This window comes from Ignatzschineria cameli (assembly GCF_003121895.1).
Taxonomy (GTDB): domain Bacteria; phylum Pseudomonadota; class Gammaproteobacteria; order Cardiobacteriales; family Wohlfahrtiimonadaceae; genus Ignatzschineria; species Ignatzschineria cameli.
Map to the genome: position 1 here is coordinate 165,175 of NZ_QEWW01000001.1, position 20,876 is coordinate 186,050.

The 20,876-nt window shown below is 40.9% G+C and carries 15 protein-coding genes and 2 tRNA genes; 16 read left to right on the plus strand and 1 reads right to left on the minus strand.

Going from position 1 to position 20,876, the window contains the following annotated elements:
• The first annotated feature begins 6 nt into the window (after nucleotides 1–6).
• The 11 genes from ccoO (at nucleotide 7) to DC077_RS00670 (ending at nucleotide 12,864) form a co-directional block, all read left to right on the plus strand.
• On the plus strand, nucleotides 7–831 hold the full coding sequence (ccoO, locus tag DC077_RS00620) for a cytochrome-c oxidase, cbb3-type subunit II (protein WP_420810001.1): 825 nt from the start codon (nucleotides 7–9) through the stop codon (nucleotides 829–831).
• A gap of 33 nt (nucleotides 832–864) precedes the next feature.
• Nucleotides 865–1,080, plus strand: coding sequence for a cbb3-type cytochrome oxidase subunit 3 (locus tag DC077_RS00625; protein ID WP_239990385.1), 216 nt, complete (start codon nucleotides 865–867; stop codon nucleotides 1,078–1,080).
• Nucleotides 1,081–1,123: 43 nt separating this feature from the next.
• A complete protein-coding gene (locus DC077_RS00630) occupies nucleotides 1,124–2,161 on the plus strand; it encodes a cbb3-type cytochrome c oxidase N-terminal domain-containing protein (protein ID WP_109201394.1) in 1,038 nt (345 codons plus the stop codon).
• A 244-nt stretch (nucleotides 2,162–2,405) separates the two neighbouring features.
• Nucleotides 2,406–3,839 carry a cytochrome c oxidase accessory protein CcoG gene (gene ccoG, locus DC077_RS00635; RefSeq protein WP_239990243.1) on the plus strand — a complete coding sequence of 478 codons (1,434 nt, stop codon included), beginning with the start codon at nucleotides 2,406–2,408 and terminating at the stop codon, nucleotides 3,837–3,839.
• A gap of 20 nt (nucleotides 3,840–3,859) precedes the next feature.
• Entirely contained in the window at nucleotides 3,860–4,693 is an 834-nt protein-coding gene (locus tag DC077_RS00640; protein ID WP_109201396.1) for a FixH family protein, read from the plus strand.
• A 310-nt stretch (nucleotides 4,694–5,003) separates the two neighbouring features.
• Nucleotides 5,004–7,469 (plus strand): heavy metal translocating P-type ATPase, encoded by a 2,466-nt coding sequence (locus DC077_RS00645; RefSeq protein WP_109201397.1) that lies wholly within the window; start codon nucleotides 5,004–5,006, stop codon nucleotides 7,467–7,469.
• Nucleotides 7,466–7,750 carry a cbb3-type cytochrome oxidase assembly protein CcoS gene (gene ccoS, locus DC077_RS00650; RefSeq protein ID WP_109201398.1) on the plus strand — a complete coding sequence of 95 codons (285 nt, stop codon included), beginning with the start codon at nucleotides 7,466–7,468 and terminating at the stop codon, nucleotides 7,748–7,750. Before DC077_RS00645 ends, ccoS begins: the two co-directional genes overlap by 4 nt.
• Nucleotides 7,737–8,024 (plus strand): Asp-tRNA(Asn)/Glu-tRNA(Gln) amidotransferase subunit GatC, encoded by a 288-nt coding sequence (gatC, locus tag DC077_RS00655; protein WP_109201399.1) that lies wholly within the window; start codon nucleotides 7,737–7,739, stop codon nucleotides 8,022–8,024. The genes ccoS and gatC overlap by 14 nt, the downstream gene beginning before the upstream one ends.
• Nucleotides 8,025–8,036: 12 nt before the next feature.
• Nucleotides 8,037–9,488 (plus strand): Asp-tRNA(Asn)/Glu-tRNA(Gln) amidotransferase subunit GatA, encoded by a 1,452-nt coding sequence (gene gatA, locus DC077_RS00660; protein ID WP_109201400.1) that lies wholly within the window; start codon nucleotides 8,037–8,039, stop codon nucleotides 9,486–9,488.
• A gap of 78 nt (nucleotides 9,489–9,566) precedes the next feature.
• Nucleotides 9,567–10,991 carry an Asp-tRNA(Asn)/Glu-tRNA(Gln) amidotransferase subunit GatB gene (gene gatB / locus DC077_RS00665; RefSeq protein WP_109201401.1) on the plus strand — a complete coding sequence of 475 codons (1,425 nt, stop codon included), beginning with the start codon at nucleotides 9,567–9,569 and terminating at the stop codon, nucleotides 10,989–10,991.
• A gap of 1,093 nt (nucleotides 10,992–12,084) precedes the next feature.
• Entirely contained in the window at nucleotides 12,085–12,864 is a 780-nt protein-coding gene (locus DC077_RS00670; RefSeq protein ID WP_109201402.1) for a DeoR/GlpR family DNA-binding transcription regulator, read from the plus strand.
• A gap of 183 nt (nucleotides 12,865–13,047) precedes the next feature.
• Here DC077_RS00670 and DC077_RS00675 read toward each other — a convergent pair whose 3' ends face one another.
• The gene (locus tag DC077_RS00675) at nucleotides 13,048–15,678 is read right to left on the minus strand and encodes a ComEC/Rec2 family competence protein (RefSeq protein WP_109201403.1); all 2,631 of its coding nucleotides are present in this window, start codon (nucleotides 15,676–15,678) and stop codon (nucleotides 13,048–13,050) included.
• A 163-nt stretch (nucleotides 15,679–15,841) separates the two neighbouring features.
• On the opposite strand from DC077_RS00675, the gene DC077_RS00680 reads away from it, so the two are divergent.
• The 5 genes from DC077_RS00680 (at nucleotide 15,842) to DC077_RS00700 (ending at nucleotide 20,801) form a co-directional block, all read left to right on the plus strand.
• Nucleotides 15,842–16,264, plus strand: coding sequence for a YchJ family protein (locus DC077_RS00680; RefSeq protein ID WP_157953458.1), 423 nt, complete (start codon nucleotides 15,842–15,844; stop codon nucleotides 16,262–16,264).
• A 673-nt stretch (nucleotides 16,265–16,937) separates the two neighbouring features.
• Nucleotides 16,938–18,791: a dihydroxy-acid dehydratase gene (gene ilvD, locus DC077_RS00685; RefSeq protein WP_109201405.1), complete on the plus strand. Its 1,854-nt coding sequence runs from the start codon at nucleotides 16,938–16,940 to the stop codon at nucleotides 18,789–18,791.
• A gap of 136 nt (nucleotides 18,792–18,927) precedes the next feature.
• A tRNA-Asn gene (locus tag DC077_RS00690) sits at nucleotides 18,928–19,004 on the plus strand.
• A 228-nt stretch (nucleotides 19,005–19,232) separates the two neighbouring features.
• Nucleotides 19,233–19,309 (plus strand) — tRNA-Asn (locus DC077_RS00695).
• 379 nt (nucleotides 19,310–19,688) lie between these two features.
• Entirely contained in the window at nucleotides 19,689–20,801 is a 1,113-nt protein-coding gene (locus tag DC077_RS00700) for a nicotinate phosphoribosyltransferase (RefSeq protein ID WP_109201538.1), read from the plus strand.
• The last annotated feature ends 75 nt before the right edge of the window (nucleotides 20,802–20,876 follow it).

Genomic DNA, 20,876 nt, shown 5'->3' on the forward strand with positions numbered 1-20,876 from the left:
TTAATGATTAAACATGAACGTTTAGAAAAAAATACAGGGCTCTTACTTCTCTTCACACTCGCCGTCATTAGTATCGGTGGATTGATCGAAATTGTTCCTCTCTTCTATATTGATGGAACGATTGAAGAGGTGAAGAAGAGCGTTACAGAAGTGAAGCTTGATGAAAACTTCCAACCTGTTCTCGATGAAAATGGTAATGCGGTAATGGTAACGCGTGAAGTAGATGCGATCCGTCCTTATACCCCGTTAGAGTTTTTAGGTCGTAATATCTATGTGGCGGAAGGTTGCTATAACTGTCACTCACAACAGATTCGTCCGATGCAGGATGAGTATGAGCGTTATGGTCACTACTCGTTAGCAGCTGAGTCTCAATTTGACAAGCCATTCCAATGGGGATCACGTCGTATTGGGCCAGACCTTGCTCGTGTGGGGGGTAAGATGGATAACCAGTGGCATGTTGACCACTTAGTTGATCCTAAGAGCCGTGTACCTGCGTCAATTATGCCTAAATATCCTTGGTTGCTTGAAGATGACCTCTACTATGCTGACGTTAAGGAGCATTTAAGTGCAGCGCGTATTGCTGGGGTTCCTTATTCGAAGACAGAAGAGGAGTATCAAGCAAATATAGAGCGCTTTGGCGTTGATGTTGCCAATATGCTTGTTATTGACCTTGCGGCGCAAAACTTAGAAGCACAAGCAGCTGCAGGAAATTACGATATGAATCCTGATCGTCTCACTAAAATGGATGCAATTGTTGCTTACCTTCAGGTATTAGGAACAATGGTTGAGTTTAAGGAAGACCAGGGTATCGAATTTAGTGAATTCCGTTAATTTAGAGGGGGATGTGTGATGATGGATTTCTTTATGTGGTTTACAGACTTAGGTAATAGTAAAACCGTAGCAGCTGTTATTTTCTTTGCTGTCTTTATCGGAATTATCATCTACACATTCACCGGTAAAGCTCGGAAAAAACGATTTGATGAGTATCGATATATTCCATTTATGGATGATGAAGAGTTCCTCTTTGATCAAAAAGAGCAGAAAGATAAAACTCAAGATCAAAGCAATGGACACAAATAGGTGAAAGATCTCTTCATGGTCAAAGTGACTGAGGAATAAAATAATGAGTGAAAACACAAATAAGAAAGATTTAAACAACGCAGAGGTAGAAACAACCGGTCACGTATGGGACGGTGACCTTCAGGAGTATAATAATCCTCTTCCTAGATGGTGGTTGTATGCCTTCTACGGAACTATTATATTTGCAATTGGTTACTGGATTCTCTTTCCAACTTGGCCATTAGCAAATGGTTATAGTAAAGGGATCTATAAGGTTGAAATTGAACGCCCCGTTGTTCAACAATCTGGTGATCTTTTAGTGGATGTGGAAGATGCAGATAATGCACAGATGGAGCGTGTAAAAGTTCACTGGACAACACGTACTAGACTTGTGAATGAGTTGCAATCTTCTCCTGAAGCATTAAAACGACATGAACACTTCTCTGAGCTGATGGCTAAAACAGAGGAAGAGATTATCAATGATCCTAATATGATCAAGTTTGCAGAGAATGCGGGTAAGACCTTATTCGTTGATAACTGTGCGACATGTCATGGTCCGCAAGCACAAGGGATCGTTGGCCTCTATCCTAACTTGAACGATGATAACTGGTTATGGGGTGGTAGTTTAGCGCAGATTGAAGAGACAATTACGAAAGGACGTCGTGGTAACATGCCTGCAGGTAAATTGACTATGACACCTCAAGAGATTGAAGATGTTGCTAAATATACCTTAACACTCTCAAATAACTACACTCCTGATGAAGCGACATCACGTGGTGAAGAGCTCTTTTTTGGTAAGGGTGCATGCTTTACTTGTCACGTAGATTTCACAAAAGATCCACGTAAAGCTCAAGGTAATCCGCTTCTTGGTGCGCCTAACTTAACGGATCAGATCTGGGAGATTGTAGATATTAACTCTAAAGAGACACCAGAAGAGAAGGTTGCGGCAATCATTCCACAAATTCGTGATGGGGTAGATCCTAATACGACGAATCGTGTGATGCCAGCTTGGGAGTCTCGTTTAAGTCCAGAGCAGATTCGTGCATTAGCTGTTTATGTTCACCAATTAGGTGGAAATAGTGCGGAAGAGTCGAATCAATAAATAGAAGAAGTCTACAGCTCCAAGGGAGCGAGATGGCAGCTGTTTGTCAGTATCGTCGCCATGTAGCTCTCTACTAATAGACCTCTACTTAAGAAGGTATTAGAAAGCCCTTTAGTGATATAAAGGGCTTTTTTATTGATTTAGAACGTAAAAAGCGATTTCCTTTTTGGGAACACTTAAGATTTTTATCAAATTTGGTTATAATACAGGTCTTATAATCATTAGCTCATAAAGGATGAAGAGAGTGGCAAATAATCTATCAGAGCAGAACAATACAACTCCAAGTGGTGATTCACTTTATGCAAAACGTATTCCCATCTATCCGCGAAGTGTTAAGGGGAAATTTAGAACTTTTAAGAGTTCCGTTTTAGCATTAGCGTTTCTTGTATTTTACCTATTACCCTGGGTGCCATGGGATAGAGGTCCGGGGCTGCCAGGACAAGCTGTCGTCTTTGACTTAACGGCAAAGACCTTCTATATCTTTAGTCTTCCTGTTGATATTCAAAATATATTTTGGTTGGCGGGTGTCCTAGCGATCTTTGCGTTCTCACTCTTTTTCGTAACCGCTGTTTTAGGACGGGTGTTCTGTGGCTATTTCTGCTTCCAAACACTCTGGACCGACGCGTTTATTATGATTGAGAGCGTTATCCAAGGTAATCGTAATGCGCGTAAGCGTCTACATGAAGGGCCATGGACTGGAGAAAAATTTAGTAAAATTGGTTTAACTTGGTTAGTTTGGTTAATCTTTGCCGCATGGACCGGTTTTACTTTCACCTCCTATTGGATGCCGGCACCAGAGCTGATTAAAGTTGTATTTATTGGTAAGGCTCCTTTTGCTGCTTATGGTACGATTGCCTTTATTACTGCGGCGACTTTTATTATGGCAGGTTTCTCTCGTGAGCAAGTTTGTACCTATATGTGTCCCTATGCTCGTTTCCAAGGGGTGATGTTTGATAAAGATACACTTGTTGTCACCTATGATGAAGCGCGTGGTGAGAGAACAAAAGGTAGAGCGAAACCCACTAAGGCATTACGAGATCGTGATACACGTATTGAGGAAGGCTATGGGGATTGTATTGATTGTGATCTCTGTGTTCAGGTCTGTCCTGCGGGTATCGATATTCGTGATGGTATTAACTATCGTTGTATCACTTGTGGGCTCTGTATCGATGCTTGTCACAATATGATGACGAGTCTTAAATATCCAACAGGTTTAATACGTTACGCCTCTGAAAATAGTTTAGAAGGGAAAAAGACCAATTACTTTACACCAAGAAATATTGGTTATGGTATTGTAATCATCATTGTTGCTGCGATTTTAGCGTGGAGTGTTTCACACCGAGATGTTGCACACTATATTGTTGAGTCAACCCGTAAACCGCCAACACTTTTGAGTGATGGGCGCCTTCAGAATACTTACGAATTGAAGTTTAATAACTTGACGCTTGAGTCGCAAAAAATTCATGTCGCGGTAGAAGATCCGGGCTATGAATTGGCAATGCGCTTCAATGATATTATCTTGAAGCCAGGTGAGCGAGTCGCACTTAATGCGGCAGTTCGTAAAGATAAGGGTGTTGCCTTTATTCCGAAAGTAACATTTGATATTACTGTCTCTGATCCTGAGACGGGGGATGTCATTGATAAGCAGAAGATGAAAGCAATATTTCTTGAGAGATAAAAGAGGATTAATTTAAGTCTATGAATGAAACTGTAGCAATTATGCTGCTCGGTATCGTATCAGTTTTAGTAGCCTGTATTATTCTACACAGGCTACTAAGATTTACGCCACTACAGGCAGCAAGCATTACAGCATTGATGGGGATCGCAGTTGTTGTTCCCTTTTCAATATTGCACTGGCGGGGTGGAGATGTCTTTACGCTCTACATTACCTGTAACTTACTCACTTCATTTGCCTATTATCTAATCGCTTCCGGCGGAATGAAAAGTCTTCGAGATAAAGATGGAAAGCGTATGCACTGGGCACCGATTACGATACTCGGTTTCTTCTTAGTGTTGACGATTCAAAATGGGGCATTTGTTGTGATGGCTGAGAAGGGATTAATCTTTAAGAGTAATGCTGAAGACTCTTTTGTAAGTACACGTTTCCCAGGACAAGTTCCTAATGCTTATCATAAAAAAGAGGCTTACTATAATGCCTATCAGAAGCGTCTATTAGAGCAAGAGAAGCGTGGATGGCAGGTGAAGTTTGGTTTTGCTGAAACTCCATTTGCGCATCAAGATAACTTCTTTGTTGTACAGCTTTTAGATAAGGATGGCGTACCGTTAGAGAATGCAGAAGTTACTGCGAAGTTTACACGTTCTGCAGAGCAGGAACTCAATAGAGATTTTAATTTAGAGATGTCTGAACCTGGATTATATTCTGTACCTATTAACTTCCCTAGAGTCGGTCCGTGGGGCTTGGAACTTGATATTTTCCGCGGAGATGACCGTCACGAGTTAGTGGGGCGCACTTTAGTAAATTGTCCTCCTGAAATGGAGTGTGAGCTAGAAGAGCGACTCAGAGTCCATTGATGATGGATGATCGTGATCTCATTTTAGATTTTCTATTCTAGATTTTATGTGAGTGAAATTAAAGCTATAAAACTGTAGAGTTATTGGAGAAAGAGCAGCAATGCTCTTTTTCTTTATCTCATTTTCCTCTTAAATTTACTCAGTAAGTCATTCTTTGATGCTTGAGCTTCAGCTGAGCAGAAATATGATTCATATAAATATGATTCTTTAAGGTTACTGACTAGGATTAAATCATTGTTATGGGGGCGGATGCTTTATACTATTCTCTAGGTTTTAAGATAGGTGTGATTTTAGTGGAGTTGAAATTTTAATGAGTGAGAAGGCTACCCAGTTACAATGTTACCATTGTGAGTTGCCCATTAAGGGCAAGGCACCATTTATGGCAATGATTCAATCTGAAGAGCAACCGATGTGTTGTGCCGGCTGTAAGGCTGTTGCAGAGATGATCGATCAGACAGGATTGACTCGTTACTATGACTTTCGATCTGAGGCGGCCGAAAGACCGGATACAGCGCCCAATCTTATCCCTGATGAATTGCGTCAGCAGATGCATTTTTATGATCACCCCGATGTTGCCGTGCAATTTATTACTAAGACAAAAAATAAACAGGGCAAAGATATTTTTGAAGCTTATCTCATTATCGATAAAATCACCTGTGCGGCATGTGTTTGGCTACTTGAAAATAGTATTAAACGCATAAAGGGGGTTGAGCGATTTGATATTAACTTAACGACCCACCGAGCTCATTTAAGTTTTGATCCATCTGTGGTCAAAATTTCTGAAATATTAATCGAAATTCTTAATTTAGGTTATCAAGGAACGCCCTATGATGAACAGATAGAGCAGAAGAATTTAAAGAGGGAGTGGCGATCACTCTTGATGGAGTTTGGTATCGCGGCACTCTTTTCTATGCAGGTGATGACAATCTCAGTTGCCCTCTATTTTGGCCACTATTCGGAAGATATGAGCGCGAGCTCCTATCATCTATTGCGGTGGTTTAGTCTTTTTGCAACTATTCCGTGTGCCACCTATTCGAGTCGCAGCTTCTATAAAGCGATGTACCATGACTTAAGAAGTGGTCGCTTAACAATGAATGTAAATATCTCGATTGCCGTTATCGCCGGTACGCTATGGAGTGGCTATAATACTTACATGGGGATAGGTGAGACCTACTATGAAGGGGTAACCATGTTTGTTTTCCTTCTTCTTGGGGCGAGGGTATTGGAGACAAGTGCTCGCCATAAATCTCTATTGATCTCTGATGATATCTTAAAATTGAAGCCCAATTTTGCAGAGAGAATTGCAGAAGATGGCTCCTTAGAGTTAGTTTCAACTAATCGACTAAATGTCGGTGATATTCTTTTGATTAAACCGGGAGATAGTATTCCAGTTGATGGTATATTGCTTGATAAGATCGCTATGGTGGATGAGTCACTTCTTTCAGGCGAGAGTTTGCCACTTGAAAAACATCAAGGTGATCGCCTGATTGGTGGCTCTGTCAATTATGAGCAACCATTGCGTATGGAAGTTTTAACTGTTGGCGCGGAGACAGTTCTCTCTAAAATGTCTCGTTTAATCGATCGTTCGATGAGTGAAAAACCAAAAATTGCGAAGCTCGCCGATATTATCTCCACCTATTTTGTGATTGGCCTTTTACTCTGCTGTGTGGGTACTTTTACTGTCTGGTACTTTTTAGCAGATGCTCCTACTGCATTTGGCGTTACTCTCGCAGTGCTAGTAGTCTCTTGTCCTTGTGCGCTTGCTTTAGCGACCCCATCCGCTTTAAGCGCGGGTAATCAAGCGATTATTGAAAAAGGCTTGATAGCGACACGTGCTGGTGCTTTAGAAACGTTAGGGAAAGTTACCGATATTGTTTTTGATAAGACAGGAACTTTGACAGAAGGGCGTTTAACCATCAATGAGACATTGCTCTATACCGATCAATATAGTGAATTTGAACTAACTAAGATCGCCGCAAGCTTAGAGGCAACCTCTAATCATCCGATCGCTTATGGTTTTAATGAATGGATGCATGAGAATGAGGTTGAACTCTATCCTGTAGATCTAATTGAAAACGTTGTAGGTCGTGGGATTAAAGGTGAAGTCAATGGTGTCAACTATAAAATTGGTCGGCTCGATTGGTTTGATCTTAGTGAGCATGAGGGGAAATTTGATTCCGGTTTATGGATTGGACTGGGAATCGATGATCAACTCTTAGCGGCTTACTCTCTCTTAGATCAATTGAAAGATGATACTAAAGCGGTTATTGCAGCTTTAAAAGCAAAAGGCTACCGTTTACATATTTTAAGTGGTGATCGACAAACAACGGTGGATCTCTTTAATCAGGAGTTGCAGATTGAAGATGCTCGGGGAGATCTTCTTCCAGAGGGTAAATTGGCCTGTGTTGAAGCATTGCAAGCAAAAGGCGCTATTGTAGCAATGTTAGGGGATGGAATTAATGATGGGCCTGTTTTGGCTAAGGCGGATGTCTCAATTGCCATAGGTCAGGGGGCACTTTTAGCACAGTCTACAGCCGATATGATTTTGATGAGCGATCAACATCTCATGCCGCTGGTGGAGGGCGTTAAATTGGCGAAAAGAACTGATAAAATTATTACGCAAAATCTCTTTTGGGCGTTATTATATAATATCGTTGCTATTCCTTGCGCAATGACAGGATTTGTCTTGCCTTGGATGGCTGCACTCGGAATGAGTTTAAGCTCATTAATAGTAGTAGGCAATACACTCAGAATTAGGGAGGGCCGAAATCAATGAGTCCGCTATTTATATTACTGCCGCTCACTTTAGTAGGAATGGTGGTGGCAGGTTATGCATTTATTTGGGCTGTTCGCTCAGACCAATTCGATGATATGGAAGGTCCTGCTTACAAGATCCTTTTTGATGAGGATGTTAGACCTCTCGATGAAGAGGAGAAAAAGGCAGAAGATCATTCTGATGAGCCTTCGAAAAGCGATGAAGATGGCTCAGTAAAGAAAGGCTCGAAAGATGAGGGTTCACTTACGGCAAAAGAAAGGTTAGAAGATGAAAATAGATGATAAGACAGTAGAGTGGTTAGCTTTTTTAGCCCACCTGCAGATTAGTGAGGATAGAATTGACGCGCAAAAATTACGTCTTGAGAATATGGCGGAAGTGATTCGTGCAATACGAGATGTCGAGACAGAGGGGATTGCCCCGATGACCAATCCCTTTGATGCCACCTTGACTTTGCGAGCAGATGTCGTGACAGTTAAAAATGAGCGCGATGAGTTGCAAAAGTTAGCTCAAAGTGTTGAAGATGGTCTATATCTTGTTCCTCAAGTCATTGAATAAAAGAGTGTTATCATGCATACAAAAACAATTTCAGAACTTCGCCTTCAGTTAGAGAAAGGGGAAGTTTCAGCGACGGAAGTTACACAATATTTTCAAGATAGAATTGAAAAATATGATTCGCAGATCAATAGTTTTATTACAACAACTTTTGATCAAGCAAAAGCGGGGGCGGAAAAGGCAGACGCTGCCCTAAAGAACGGGGAAGGAAAGCTATTAACAGGGATTCCTATTGCACATAAAGACCTAGTCTCTACTAAAGGGATCTTAACTACCGCAGCCTCAAAGATGCTGAGTAATTATACGCCCCCTTTTGATGCAACAATTGCAGAGCGATTAGAAGCGCATGGCGCTATCTCATTGGGAAAAGTGAATATGGATGAGTTCGCAATGGGATCAACTGGGGGAACGAGCTATTATGGTATTACTCATAATCCTTGGAACCTAGATCATGTTGCGGGAGGCTCTTCAAGTGGTTCTGCAGCCGCCGTTGCCGCTGGTTTAGTCTTAGCCGCAACCGGTTCAGATACGGGTGGTTCTATTCGTCAACCTGCAAGCTTTTGTGGCGTGACTGGCATTAAACCAACATATGGTCGTGTTTCTCGATATGGATTAGTTCCCTTTGCTTCCTCTTTAGATCAAGCGGGAGTCTTAGCGAAGAGCGCAGAAGATTGTGCAATTGTCTTAGAGGGAATGGCCGGATTTGATCAAAAAGATCCTACCTCTATGGAGGTTGAATTACCCCATTTTTCTAAATTATTAGAGATGCCATTAAAAGGCTTAAAAGTTGCTCTTCCGCGTAACTTCTTTGAAGGAGATATGGATACGGCAACGGCAAAAGCGATCGATGAGACGCTCGATATCTATCGCAAACTAGGTTTAGAGTTTGTAGAAGTTGAGTTGAAATATCATGATCTTGTTACGCCGGTCTACTATGTTGTTGCGCCTGCAGAAGCAGCGAGTAATCTTGCGCGCTATGATGGAATCCGTTTCGGTTACCGTGCAGAAGATGTTCAAAATTTAGAAGAGCTCTATTGCCGTACCCGTTCAGAGGGCTTTGGCAATGAGGTGAAGAGCCGAATCTTGATGGGAACATATGCTAAGACTGAGAAGCTCTATAAAGATTTCTATATTAAAGGGCAGCAGATTCGTCGCTTAATTAGTGAGGAGTATCAAGCGCTTCTAAAAGAGGTTGATTTTATTGCCGGACCGACTGTTGCGGGCCCTGCGTATAGTCAAAATCATCAAGCATCAAGCATTCAAAATTCACTATTTGATACCAATCTCATTGGTGCAAACCTCGCAGGATTACCTGCATTAAGCCATCCTATGGGTTTTAGTAATGGTCTGCCATTAGGGTTCCAGCTCATTGGGCGTGCATTTGATGAAGCTCGACTATTAGCTGCAGCACATCAATATCAGAAAAATAGTGAGTGGCACCAAAAACTCCCAGCAAACTTTGCATAGGAAATCTTTGTTTTATATTAAAGATTGATGGGTGCAAAGTGGTCAGTTCAGTTTTATAAGTATGATGAGAGGTATTCAATGAGTTGGGAAGTTGTAATTGGACTGGAAGTCCATACTCAGTTAACAACAAAAACAAAATTATTTTCTGGTAGTAGCACACTTTATGGACAACCGCCCAACACACAGGCGGGAATCTTTGATATTGCCTTACCAGGAGTTTTGCCATTATTAAATGATGCCGTGATCGATAAAGCGATTCGTTTAGCGATTGCGACAAACTCCAAAGTTCAGCAGCGAACTATTTTTGAGCGGAAGCACTATTTCTATCCCGATCTTCCGAAAGGGTATCAGACAAGTCAATTAGATGCGCCAATTGTCTATGATGGTTATCTAATGATCGAGACAGAATCAGGGGAGAAGAAGATCCGCATCAATCGTGCTCATCTTGAAGAGGATGCGGGAAGTTCACGTCACGGAGAGGTTCCGGGAATGACTGGGATCGATCTTAACCGTGCAGGAACCCCACTTTTAGAGATTGTTTCTGAGCCTGATTTGAGTTCTGCAGAAGAGGCGATTAGTTATCTCAAACAGCTGCATCAGATCGTCACATGGCTCGATATTAGTGATGGCAATATGCAGGAAGGTTCTTTTAGATGTGATGCAAACGTCTCGGTAAGAAGAGCGGGTGAGCCATTAGGAACCCGTACAGAGTTGAAAAATATCAACTCTTTCCGTTTTATTGAGCAAGCGATCAATTATGAAGTTGCGCGTCAAATTAAGATTTTAGAAGCGGGCGGGACAATTACGCAAGAGACACGTCTCTATGATTCTGATAAGAATGAGACACGCTCTATGCGAGCAAAAGAGGAAGCAAATGATTATCGTTACTTCCATGATCCCGATCTTTTACCGATCATTATCTCCGATGAGCGAATTGCGGCAGTGAAGGATGCATTTCCGTTGATGCCAGAAGCTTTAAAAACGAAGTTAATGAGCGAATATGATCTTTCAGAGTATGATGCATCGATTATTGTGCAATCACGCGCTATGGCGGATTATTTTATGACACTTCTTTCATTGAAAGTTGATGCGAAGATGGCTGTTAACTGGTTATTAGGAGATGTATCTGCTTACCTTAATGAAAATGGTTTAGAGATTACCCAATTACCTGTTGATGCCAAAGCATTTGCCGGATTATTAGTAAGAATTGAAGATAAGACAATCTCGAATAATATTGCGAAAAAAGTCTTTACGTTGATGGTTGAGCGCGGAGAGAGTGCGGATGCAGTTATCGAAGCTGAGGGCTTAAAGCAAGTTACCGATAGTAGCGCAATTGAAGCTTGGGTAGATGAAGTGATCGATAAAAACCCGAAACAGGTGGAGCAATATCGTTCAGGTCAGACAAAAATTTTAGGGTTTTTTGTTGGACAAGTGATGAAATTGAGCCAAGGAAAAGCTGATCCGGCAATGATCAATGAGTTAATTAAACAGAAATTGAGCTAAATTTTTCAAAAATCTTTCAAATATAATAATATCTTAACAATATTTTGAGTTTGTTAAGAGAGAAAAAGGGCCTAGTAATGAAAATTGCTAGGCCTTTCTATTCCGCATTATTTTTATTTTTGCTATATTTTTTATATTGATTTCTGATATTGTATGTAATATCAGAGATAAATAATTATGTTAATAGATGGTTAAATAATGTTGTTTTATGTGAAGGCAACTGTTTGCTATTTATTGATCTATTACTGATTACTTATCTGATTACATACACTTATTAATTTCTATCTTAATATCGATACTGTTGATACCATCGAGATCTCATTATTCTCTTTTTAGGATTCAGATAATAATGGGCCTTTTCACCTGCTTGTATGTAAAGATCGGTTCTTACATTTTAAGCAAGAAGAGGGGTATTGAGAGAGATATTCAATCATCTCTTGGTGCTATCTTTATCAACTTTAATGATCTTAAGTGATCTTAAATGATTGATAAGATAGGGCTTAGTAGTCACCATTTAAACTATATTGGAATATAACTTTAGATGAGACTATGAAAGAGAAGATTGGGTCGCTATCATGAATGATATTGCAGTATTATAATATATGATATGAAATATTGATCAATCGATATTGATGACATTATTGACGATAATAATGTCGACATAAAATAGAGTTTTTGATTATTGTGCTGATTATAACTTAATAGGGTTTGAGCTCTATTCTAATCATTGAGCTAATTGCTTCAATTTTAAGTAGTAGCGATCAATTTTTGGAATATTCAATATTATCTGAAAAGGGTATTACACCTTAATAAGCCATTTCGACACGCTCTGAAGATCGCTCTGAAAATAATTAAGGGTCAATTGATCTATTATTAGATAGATTAATAGGTGAATAACAGAATAAGTGAATAAGAGATAGTAATTATTTAATAAGTATCTATTTTGTAGTTTATATCTCTCTTAGATGTGGATTTATTTTTAATTAAACGTTTTTCCATATGTTGCAGGATAATGTGACATAGAGGAGCAGATGTGCTTAAAAAGTAGCTACTTTGAAGAGAGAAAGTGACGTTTAAAATAAGGGGGTAAAGAATGATTCCTGTCGAAAGACATGAGGCAATTTTGGCACTTGTTGCTGAAAAAGGAATAGCAACTATTAATGAGTTGATAGAACTTTTAGGCGTATCACATATGACGATACGCCGAGATCTTCAGAAGTTAGAGAGTCAAGGAAAAGTGGTCACTGTCTCTGGGGGCGTTAAAGCTGCGGAGAAATTGTCGACACAACTAACACATAAAGTAAAAGAGTCCTTAAACGAAGAGGGGCAACGAAAGATTGCACTACTTGCTGCAGCAAGAATTCCTATCAATAGTTGTATCTTTTTAGATTCAGGGTTAACTACTTTAGCCATAGCAAGAGAGATCAAAGGGCGTGATGATTTAACAATTATTACAAATGATTTTATCATCATGTTTTATCTTATTGAGAATGGGAAAGGGAAGTTGATTCATACAGGCGGAACGGTCTGTCCAGATTCTCACTGTAGTGTAGGTGAGGGGGCGGCACAGGGGATTAGAAATTATCTAATCGATATTGCTTTTGTCTCTACAACCTCTTGGAATGAGCGCGGTTTATCAGCAACTTCTGAGGATAAAGTTCCTATTAAAAAGGCGCTTCCCGATGTTGCTAAGAAGCTGGTGCTTGTTGCTGATAGTACACAATATGGCAAAGTTAATACCTACTTCTCGTTGCCATTAAAACATTTTGATGAGGTGATTACAGATCAGCCACTTCCCGATGATATTACCGAGATTTTACAAAATCATAAAATCAATCTGATTACAGATGGTATGGGAGCAGGGGCATATTAATTTAGCAGGTTAATCTGTAAGTCTATTAATGACTTACAGATAGCGTGGTAGATAATAGTGCATTATATGATGCGTTATTGCTATATGAGTTAAGAGAGTATTAATCAAGAGAGATGGATGTTAGTTGATATCAGTACTATCAGTGATCTCAGTACGTAATCTCAGTACGTAATCTCAGTACTATTAGTGGTTATATGAATATTGTGCCCACCAATAACGTTCTGAGTCGGCATAATGATGAACTTGAATTGCTAACTTCTGTTGATTAGCTTCAGTAGAAGCTGATGTGAGAATGATCTCAATAGCGCCAAAATAGCCATTATAAAATTTAGTTTTATCTATTGAGCGAAGCTCTTTTCTAGGGAACTTTGTTGAGAGGAGAATAATCGAATGAAGATTATTCTCCTCTTTTTGTTGTGGATTTCGATGATGGGGCAGTTGTTGCTGAAGAGCTTGATGAAGATCGACATTGAAGCGACTTCTTCCTTGATTGGGGTAGAGCAGAATCAATGTTTCGATATTAGGCATTGCTAGATCTTGTTGGAGCAAGGTATCTGTAAATTTACGCCATTCAGATTGGGTAATATCGGAGAGAAGATAGAGAAGAAGTTGATTCTGAAAGAGAATGCGATAGGCACAACTCGAATCAATAGACGTAATAGGTTGAATCGATAATATTGGTGAGTGATAAGAGAGTGCTTGACACTCCTCTGCTTGATCGATCATTTTGCTAACCGTTCTATGAGCGATAATTTGATCGATCGAAATTTTTTCTCGAAGTGAGCGCGTTCCACCAATATGTTGTTGCTTATTTTGAGTCAGAATTAAAGTCTTAAGGTGATCGATTCCCCTTCTCTTTAAAAAGGGAATAATTACATCCCGGCCGGCATCAAAAGCACCAAAGCGATTGCCACTATCATAGAGAAGATTGTTATCTCCCCACTCTAAATAGAAGGATAGCCCCTCGCCGACAGGTAATTGGTAGAGCGTTAATCTCTCAATTGTGGTGTTACTATCCTGTTTTATTTCCGATGTTGTAATGTAGCCTCGTTGATAGAGTATAAAAAGAAGGGTGCCGAATGAGAGTATCAGCATCGAAGTGATAGCGGGGCGAAAATTGATGCGTTGAATGGTATGTAGGAGAGTATCTTTATAATACCTCTTTTGAGCATCATCGAATGGTGCTCCTAATGGGTGATCTTCTAACTTTTTACGCTTAATTTTGGGGATCAAAGCGAGTAGCCAAAGCGGAATAAGCGTTCCGATAAGAGCGATCTCTAAAGTAATTGCCGGCGTCTCTATTGAGGCGTAAGGGAGATTAGCCGCGCTTTCGATAGCATAACGCAATAAGGTGATGCTCTGATTGGTAAAAGCGAGGAAAGGGGTGGCAAAAAGTTTAGAGAGCGGAAGAAGAAGTGTTCCTAGAAGAAGGGGCGGCATAATCATCAAGGAGGTCCAGGGAATCGCAAAAAGATTGATAAGTGGGCTGATAAGCGAGATCTCTTGAAAAAAAGTAGCCGTTAAGGGAATCAAGAGTAACGAGATGATAAGTTGTGAAATAATCAGTCCTTTTAAGGAGGAACTCACCACGCGAGCAGTGAGTGTTAAGATTGTAACTGCTATAAAGGAGAGCCAAAACCCCGGCATGAAGAGTGAAAGTGGCCAAATCGAGAGAATGGTAAGCAGTGCTAGGGCGACACTGTTGAGTGTAAAGATCGGTTTTTCTATTAAGAGTGAAATCATGGCGATGGTAAACATAATAGCGGCTCGTATTGTAGGTAGACTCATGCCGGCAAGCGTTGCATAGCTCCAAGCAGCCCCGATCGCAATTAGGGCGGCAAGCTTATAAGGAGCAGGGGAGCGCCATCCGATCAAAGCAAAAAAGATTCGAAAGAGAATAAAAGCATAAAAGGCGGTTAAAGTGAGATGTAGCCCTGAGATAGAGACAAGATGGATAGTGCCGGTCTCCCGTAAGATCTGCCAATCATGTTGTGTTAAGGCCTCGCTTTTTCCTACGGATAGAGCGCTCATATAAGCCCCATTTCCATACTGCTGTAGCATTGAGGAGGATATTTTTTGCCGTAGATTCTCAATTTGAGAGGGCTTATGAATCTCTCTAGGTTCAGAGGTAAATTTGCCATAGCCGATCTCTTTTCGCGCCAAGGGTCGCAATATTCGTTGCTGATCTCCCGGCATAGAGCGAAAATAACGCGCTCTTAACTCTAATTTTCCTTGATAGATCGCTCCCTTTTGAAGGGTGTTTTTGATCTTTTTAGGGGGTGAATAGATTCGTAGTTGTGCATTTTTAAGGGCAGACAAGAGCTGCATTTGACGCTTGGGGTCCCTATCATCATCCATGATCTGATCTACATTCAGAAGCTTTACTGTCGTGCTATAAGGAGAGTTATTGTAAATTACCTGATAGGATGCCGTTACTTCAATAGGAAGCGCTTGTAAAATAGTACGATACCCTTTGAGTTCAGAGAGATAGAGTGGCGTTGCTAGAAGAATGCCGGCGATGAGAAAGAGAAGTTGATGTTGTATATTGCGCTGAGCATAAAAGTAGGTACCCTTGAGTGCTGACTGCCGGATTCTCTCTTTCAGCAGATTGAGCGGGGTAGAGAGTTTTAAGGGAAGATCGTTCTCCAGTTGTAATATTCGATTATAGAGGCGGGGGCGATAGTTAATGCTCCAGCAAAGCAAAAGAATCAAAATTATGAGCCATTGAGTGATAGAGAGCGTGGTCGTTAGGGAGTAGGGGGAGAGTGTGAGCCAGAGCGCTTGAAGTGTAAAAGAGAATGCAAGAGTGACCATAATGAATAACCCTCTAATGACTGGATTCTGATGAATTCAATCATCGATTCTGAAGTATAATTTTAAGGTGTTTTTTAAGGTATTCTTAAATGATTCAATTTTAGGAGGGTTTTTCTTGAGGTGAGAAGAGCGCTCAAAGAGTGAGATTGTAGGGAGTGATATCGTGACAAGAGAGAAGATAAATAGTAAGCGTATTAAGAAGGGAAGAGCGCCAAGTTGTCCGTGCCAGAGCGGAGAGGCATATGCTCAATGTTGTGAGCCCCTTCATTTAGGAGAGCATCCCCGAAATGGAGAAGCAGTGATGCGATCTCGTTATAGTGCTTTTGTCTTAGGTTTAGAGGTATATCTTTTAAGTAGCTGGCATGAAGAGACCCGTCCTGAGAGCTTAACGCTCTCGCCGGAGCAACAATGGTTTTATCTAAAAATTATTGAAGCGACACAAGGAGAGCATTGTGATGAATATTATGTCACCTTTGAGGCGCGTTACCGGGAGAATCATCAGGTCTATAAAATGTGTGAGAAGAGCCACTTTATCAAGGATAGTAGTGGTATTTTGAAATATATTGATGGCCAATTTATCTCTTAAAGGATTGTTGCAATCGCTCTAATCTTTGGGGAACCGAGATCGTAATAGATGGGGATTGGGGATCATTTCAGTCTAGGGTATTTATTTTCCGGCAAGTTAGTGATAGTTTTACTCTATAATGATTAAAAGAGATCTCGCAAACGAGCGCTGTTAAAGAGTGCTGTTAAAATCGAGCAATGTACCCCTGTTGTATCGATAGTTAGAATGATGTACCCCATCTAAAATCAGATAGAGAGATCAATCAGATCACAATCAGGACCCAATCAGGATTAATCAGCGTCAATTAGAATTAATCAGAATTGATCAGTGTCTATGAATCATTTTACTAACCAAAAAGTCGTGTAACGATAGCTTAGTGTAATCAATGGCTTATTTTTATTTGATAGGCGCTTTAATGCGTTATCAGTTTTATCGCTAGGTTAGTAATTTGAGAGTTAGGTTTATAAGTAAAATAATGTAAGAATGTAAGCAGAATAGCTGATTTTAATCGCCCTTTAAGCCTGCATATTGAGTGTCACATGTGTCACAAGTCACAAGTGTCATAAGCGTTATATAAGCGTTATATAAGTGTGATATGAGTGTTCACCTTTCAGCATTACACTTAGATTATTAAATATGCTACTTTTAGCGGGGTAGTCAGAGAAAAAATATTATGGAGAATAGAGGAATAGAGATGGTTCAAGATCCAAAGTATCGTTCACACACATCAACTCAGGGACGAAATATGGCAGGTGCGCGCTCATTATGGCGTGCGACAGGCATGACGGATGAAGATTTTAAAAAGCCGATTATTGCCGTGGCAAACTCATTTACCCAATTTGTGCCGGGACATGTCCATCTAAAAGATCTCGGGCAGATGGTTGCAAGAGAGATTGAGGCTGCAGGAGGTGTTGCAAAAGAGTTCAATACGATTGCGGTCGATGATGGTATCGCTATGGGCCATGATGGGATGCTCTACTCCTTGCCTAGTCGGGATCTTATTGCAGATTCGGTAGAGTATATGGTTAATGCTCACTGTGCCGATGCGCTTATCTGTATCTCTAACTGTGATAAAATTACTCCCGGAATGTTGATGGCGGCGCTTCGTCTCAATATTCCTACAATTTTTGTCTCGGGAGGCCCGATGGAAGCCGGTAAAATCTCTTGGGATGGCGAATCGATGAAACTCGATCTCGTTGATGCGATGGTGATGGCAGCAAGTGATGATGCAGCAGATGAGAAGGTCTCTGCCATTGAGAGCGCTGCTTGCCCGACTTGTGGTTCTTGTTCCGGGATGTTCACGGCAAACTCAATGAACTGTTTAACAGAGGCTTTAGGTTTAGCACTTCCTGGAAATGGCTCACTATTAGCAACACATGCGCGTCGAAAAGAGCTCTTTTTAGAAGCCGCAAGAACAATCGTTAAGATTACTAAAGATCATTACATTAATGGTAATGAAGCAGTATTACCCCGTTCTATTGTCAATTTTGATGCGTTTGAAAATGCAATGATGCTCGATATTGCAATGGGAGGTTCAACAAATACCGTTCTCCATCTATTAGCGGCTGCTCATGAAGCAAAAGTTGATTTTACAATGAAGGATATTGATCGCCTTTCTCGTAAAGTGCCGCATCTCTCTAAAGTCTCTCCTTCAACGAATCTTTACCATATGGAAGATGTTCATCGTGCCGGTGGAATCTATGGAATTTTAGGAGAGCTCGATCGTGCCGGCTTGATTCATAATCAGCAGCCAACAGTTGTACATAAGAGTCTTAAAGAGGGGCTTGATGAGTGGGATATCTGCCGTTCAGAGAAGCACCATGAATTTTATAAAGCTGCTCCTGGTGGCGTTAGAACGACAGAAGCTTTCTCTCAAGATCGCCATTTTGAGACGCTCGATCTTGATCGTCAATCTGGTTGTATTCGTGATATTGAACACGCTTACAGTCAAGATGGTGGAATTGCAATTCTCTACGGAAACTTGGCGACAGATGGGTGTATTGTAAAAACTGCTGGAGTTGATGCCTCAATCCTTAAATTTACGGGTAAGGCGCGTGTTTACGAGAGTCAAGATGCAGCTGTTGCCGGCATCTTAGGCGATGAAGTTAAGCCGTGGGAGGTGGTGATTATCCGTTATGAAGGACCTAAAGGGGGGCCAGGCATGCAAGAGATGCTCTATCCTACTTCATATCTTAAGAGTAAGAAGATCGATGCTGAGTGTGCGCTTCTAACGGATGGACGCTTCTCTGGTGGAACTTCGGGACTCTCTATCGGTCACGTCTCACCTGAGGCGGCAGATGGTGGGTTAATTGCGGTTGTAGAAAATGGTGATGAGATTATCATCGATATCCCCAATCGTTCTATTCACCTCAATGTTGCTGAAGAGGTATTAGAAGAGCGGATGGCAGCGCAACGAGAAAAGGGCTTTGTGCCGGCAAAAGAGCGTCCTCGTAAAGTCTCTAATGCGCTAAAAGTTTATGGTGCTTTAGCTACTTCAGCTGCGTTTGGTGCTGTAAGAGATGTCTCTCGCTTAGAGAAGCTTCGTTAAGCAAAAAGGGAGTCGACTCTTTACCGGAGTCGGCCGCAGTGTATTAGTTGATCTATTAGTGAGTGTATTAAAAGTAGACGAATCATTTTTTTGACTTGCTATCTGGAGAAAGATCTCTATAATACATCAAAGTTAATCCTCGATAGCTCAGTTGGTAGTAGCACTTGACTGTTAATCAAGGGGTCCCTGGTTCGAGCCCAGGTCGAGGAGCCACACAAGAAACCGAAGTTACTATAACTTCGGTTTTTCTTTATTTTTTCTTTTTTGTTTTTATCCTCTCCTTTTTGAGCCTATCCTTCTATCTATAAAGATGTTAAAGGAAATTGAAGCGAGTTGAAGAGGATTAAAAGCAGAGGCTAAAAATAGCGCAATAAATTTAGCTAAAAGAGATGAAAAAGGGTTGCTTTGTCTTAAAAAATGATTATAATGCTTAATCTCTAATCCTCGATAGCTCAGTTGGTAGTAGCACTTGACTGTTAATCAAGGGGTCCCTGGTTCGAGCCCAGGTCGAGGAGCCAGATTAGAAACCGAAGTGATTACAACTTCGGTTTTTTTATTGCGCTCAATTTATGGTTGCCGGCATCTGATTAAGTTATTTAGGTATGTTGTTTAGGTGAGTTATCTAGGCAAGTTATATGGTTGAGTTGTCTAGTTAACATTACTCTGCCTCTACTCATCTCAATAGATCTTCTCTCAAGATCCCTCTGATCTCTCCCTAATAGATCTGCATTAAGACTTCTCGTTTCCTTATCAAGGGATTGGATGAAATAGGGAAGAATCATTGAAAATATTGATCAATCCTTGTTATAGTACTTCTTTCTACGATATTAACTATCTTCTTCCACGAGAGAAGGGTATGAGACGCAAAAGATGACAGCAACAACAATAGCAAACGATATTAAAGAGTATGAGTTAAAGCATCGCGGCAAGATTAAGCGATTGACCAATAAAACATTCAAGTTTGATAAGCGTGTCGGCGAGGGTTGGTTTTCCGCAGTCTACTTCTTAAAAACAGCGGAGATAGCGCGTCAATGTGCGCCCGATAAGATTGTGACGATGCAGTTTTTCCAACGTAAAAATGGTGCTGTGTTATGCGGCATTGATGAAGCGATCTCACTTCTTCATGCTTTTGCAAATCATCCTGAGGAGCTTGAAATTTGGGCGCTCAATGATGGTGATCGTATCGATGCTTATGAAACTGTCTTAACCATTACTGGTCGCTACCAAAATTTTGGTTTTCTTGAAGGTATTATCGATGGCATCTTAGCGCGTCGCACCTCGGTAGCAACACATGTGTTAGAAGTAGTAGAAGCTGCCGGCGATAAAGAGATTATCTTTATGGGCGATCGTGATGATCATTTTAGCCAACAAGCGGGAGATGGTTATGCAGCCTTTATCGGCGGCTCAACGGCACAAGCGACCCATGCGATGAATGAGTGGTGGGGAATTGAGGGTTTAGGCACAATGCCACATGCACTTATCCAGCTCTTCAATGGTGATACCTTAGCAGCGGCAAAAGCTTACCATGAGATCTTTCCTGAAGATAAATTGATGGTTTTAGTCGATTATAATAATGATGCAGTTGAAGAGTCATTGAAAGTTGCGCGTCACTTTGGTGATAAGCTTTCAGCAGTACGGGTCGATACCTCAAATACAATGGTGGATCAATACTTTATGCGTCACCAGGATCAATTAGGGACGTTTGATCCTCGCGGAACTAATCCTACGTTGATCTTTGCCCTTAGAGATGCCCTGGATCGAGAAGGATTTAATAATGTGAAGATTGTGGTCAGTGGTGGTTTTAATGCTGAAAAGATCGCTGAATTTGAGAAGAAGAATACCCCCGTTGATTTCTACGGCGTTGGGTCGAGCCTCTTAAAAGTGAATATTAGTTTTACAGGTGATAATGTACTGCTAGATGGAAAAGAGCAGGCGAAGGCTGGACGACGCTATCGCCCTAATCCACGTCTTGAGCAGGTCTTCTATGGCGATAATGAGATTCACTCCTAAGAGGGGAAAGATCTTCGCTTATAAAATTATAGAATATGTGTAACCGTAAGAGCGTGATAGGGATATCGCGCTCTT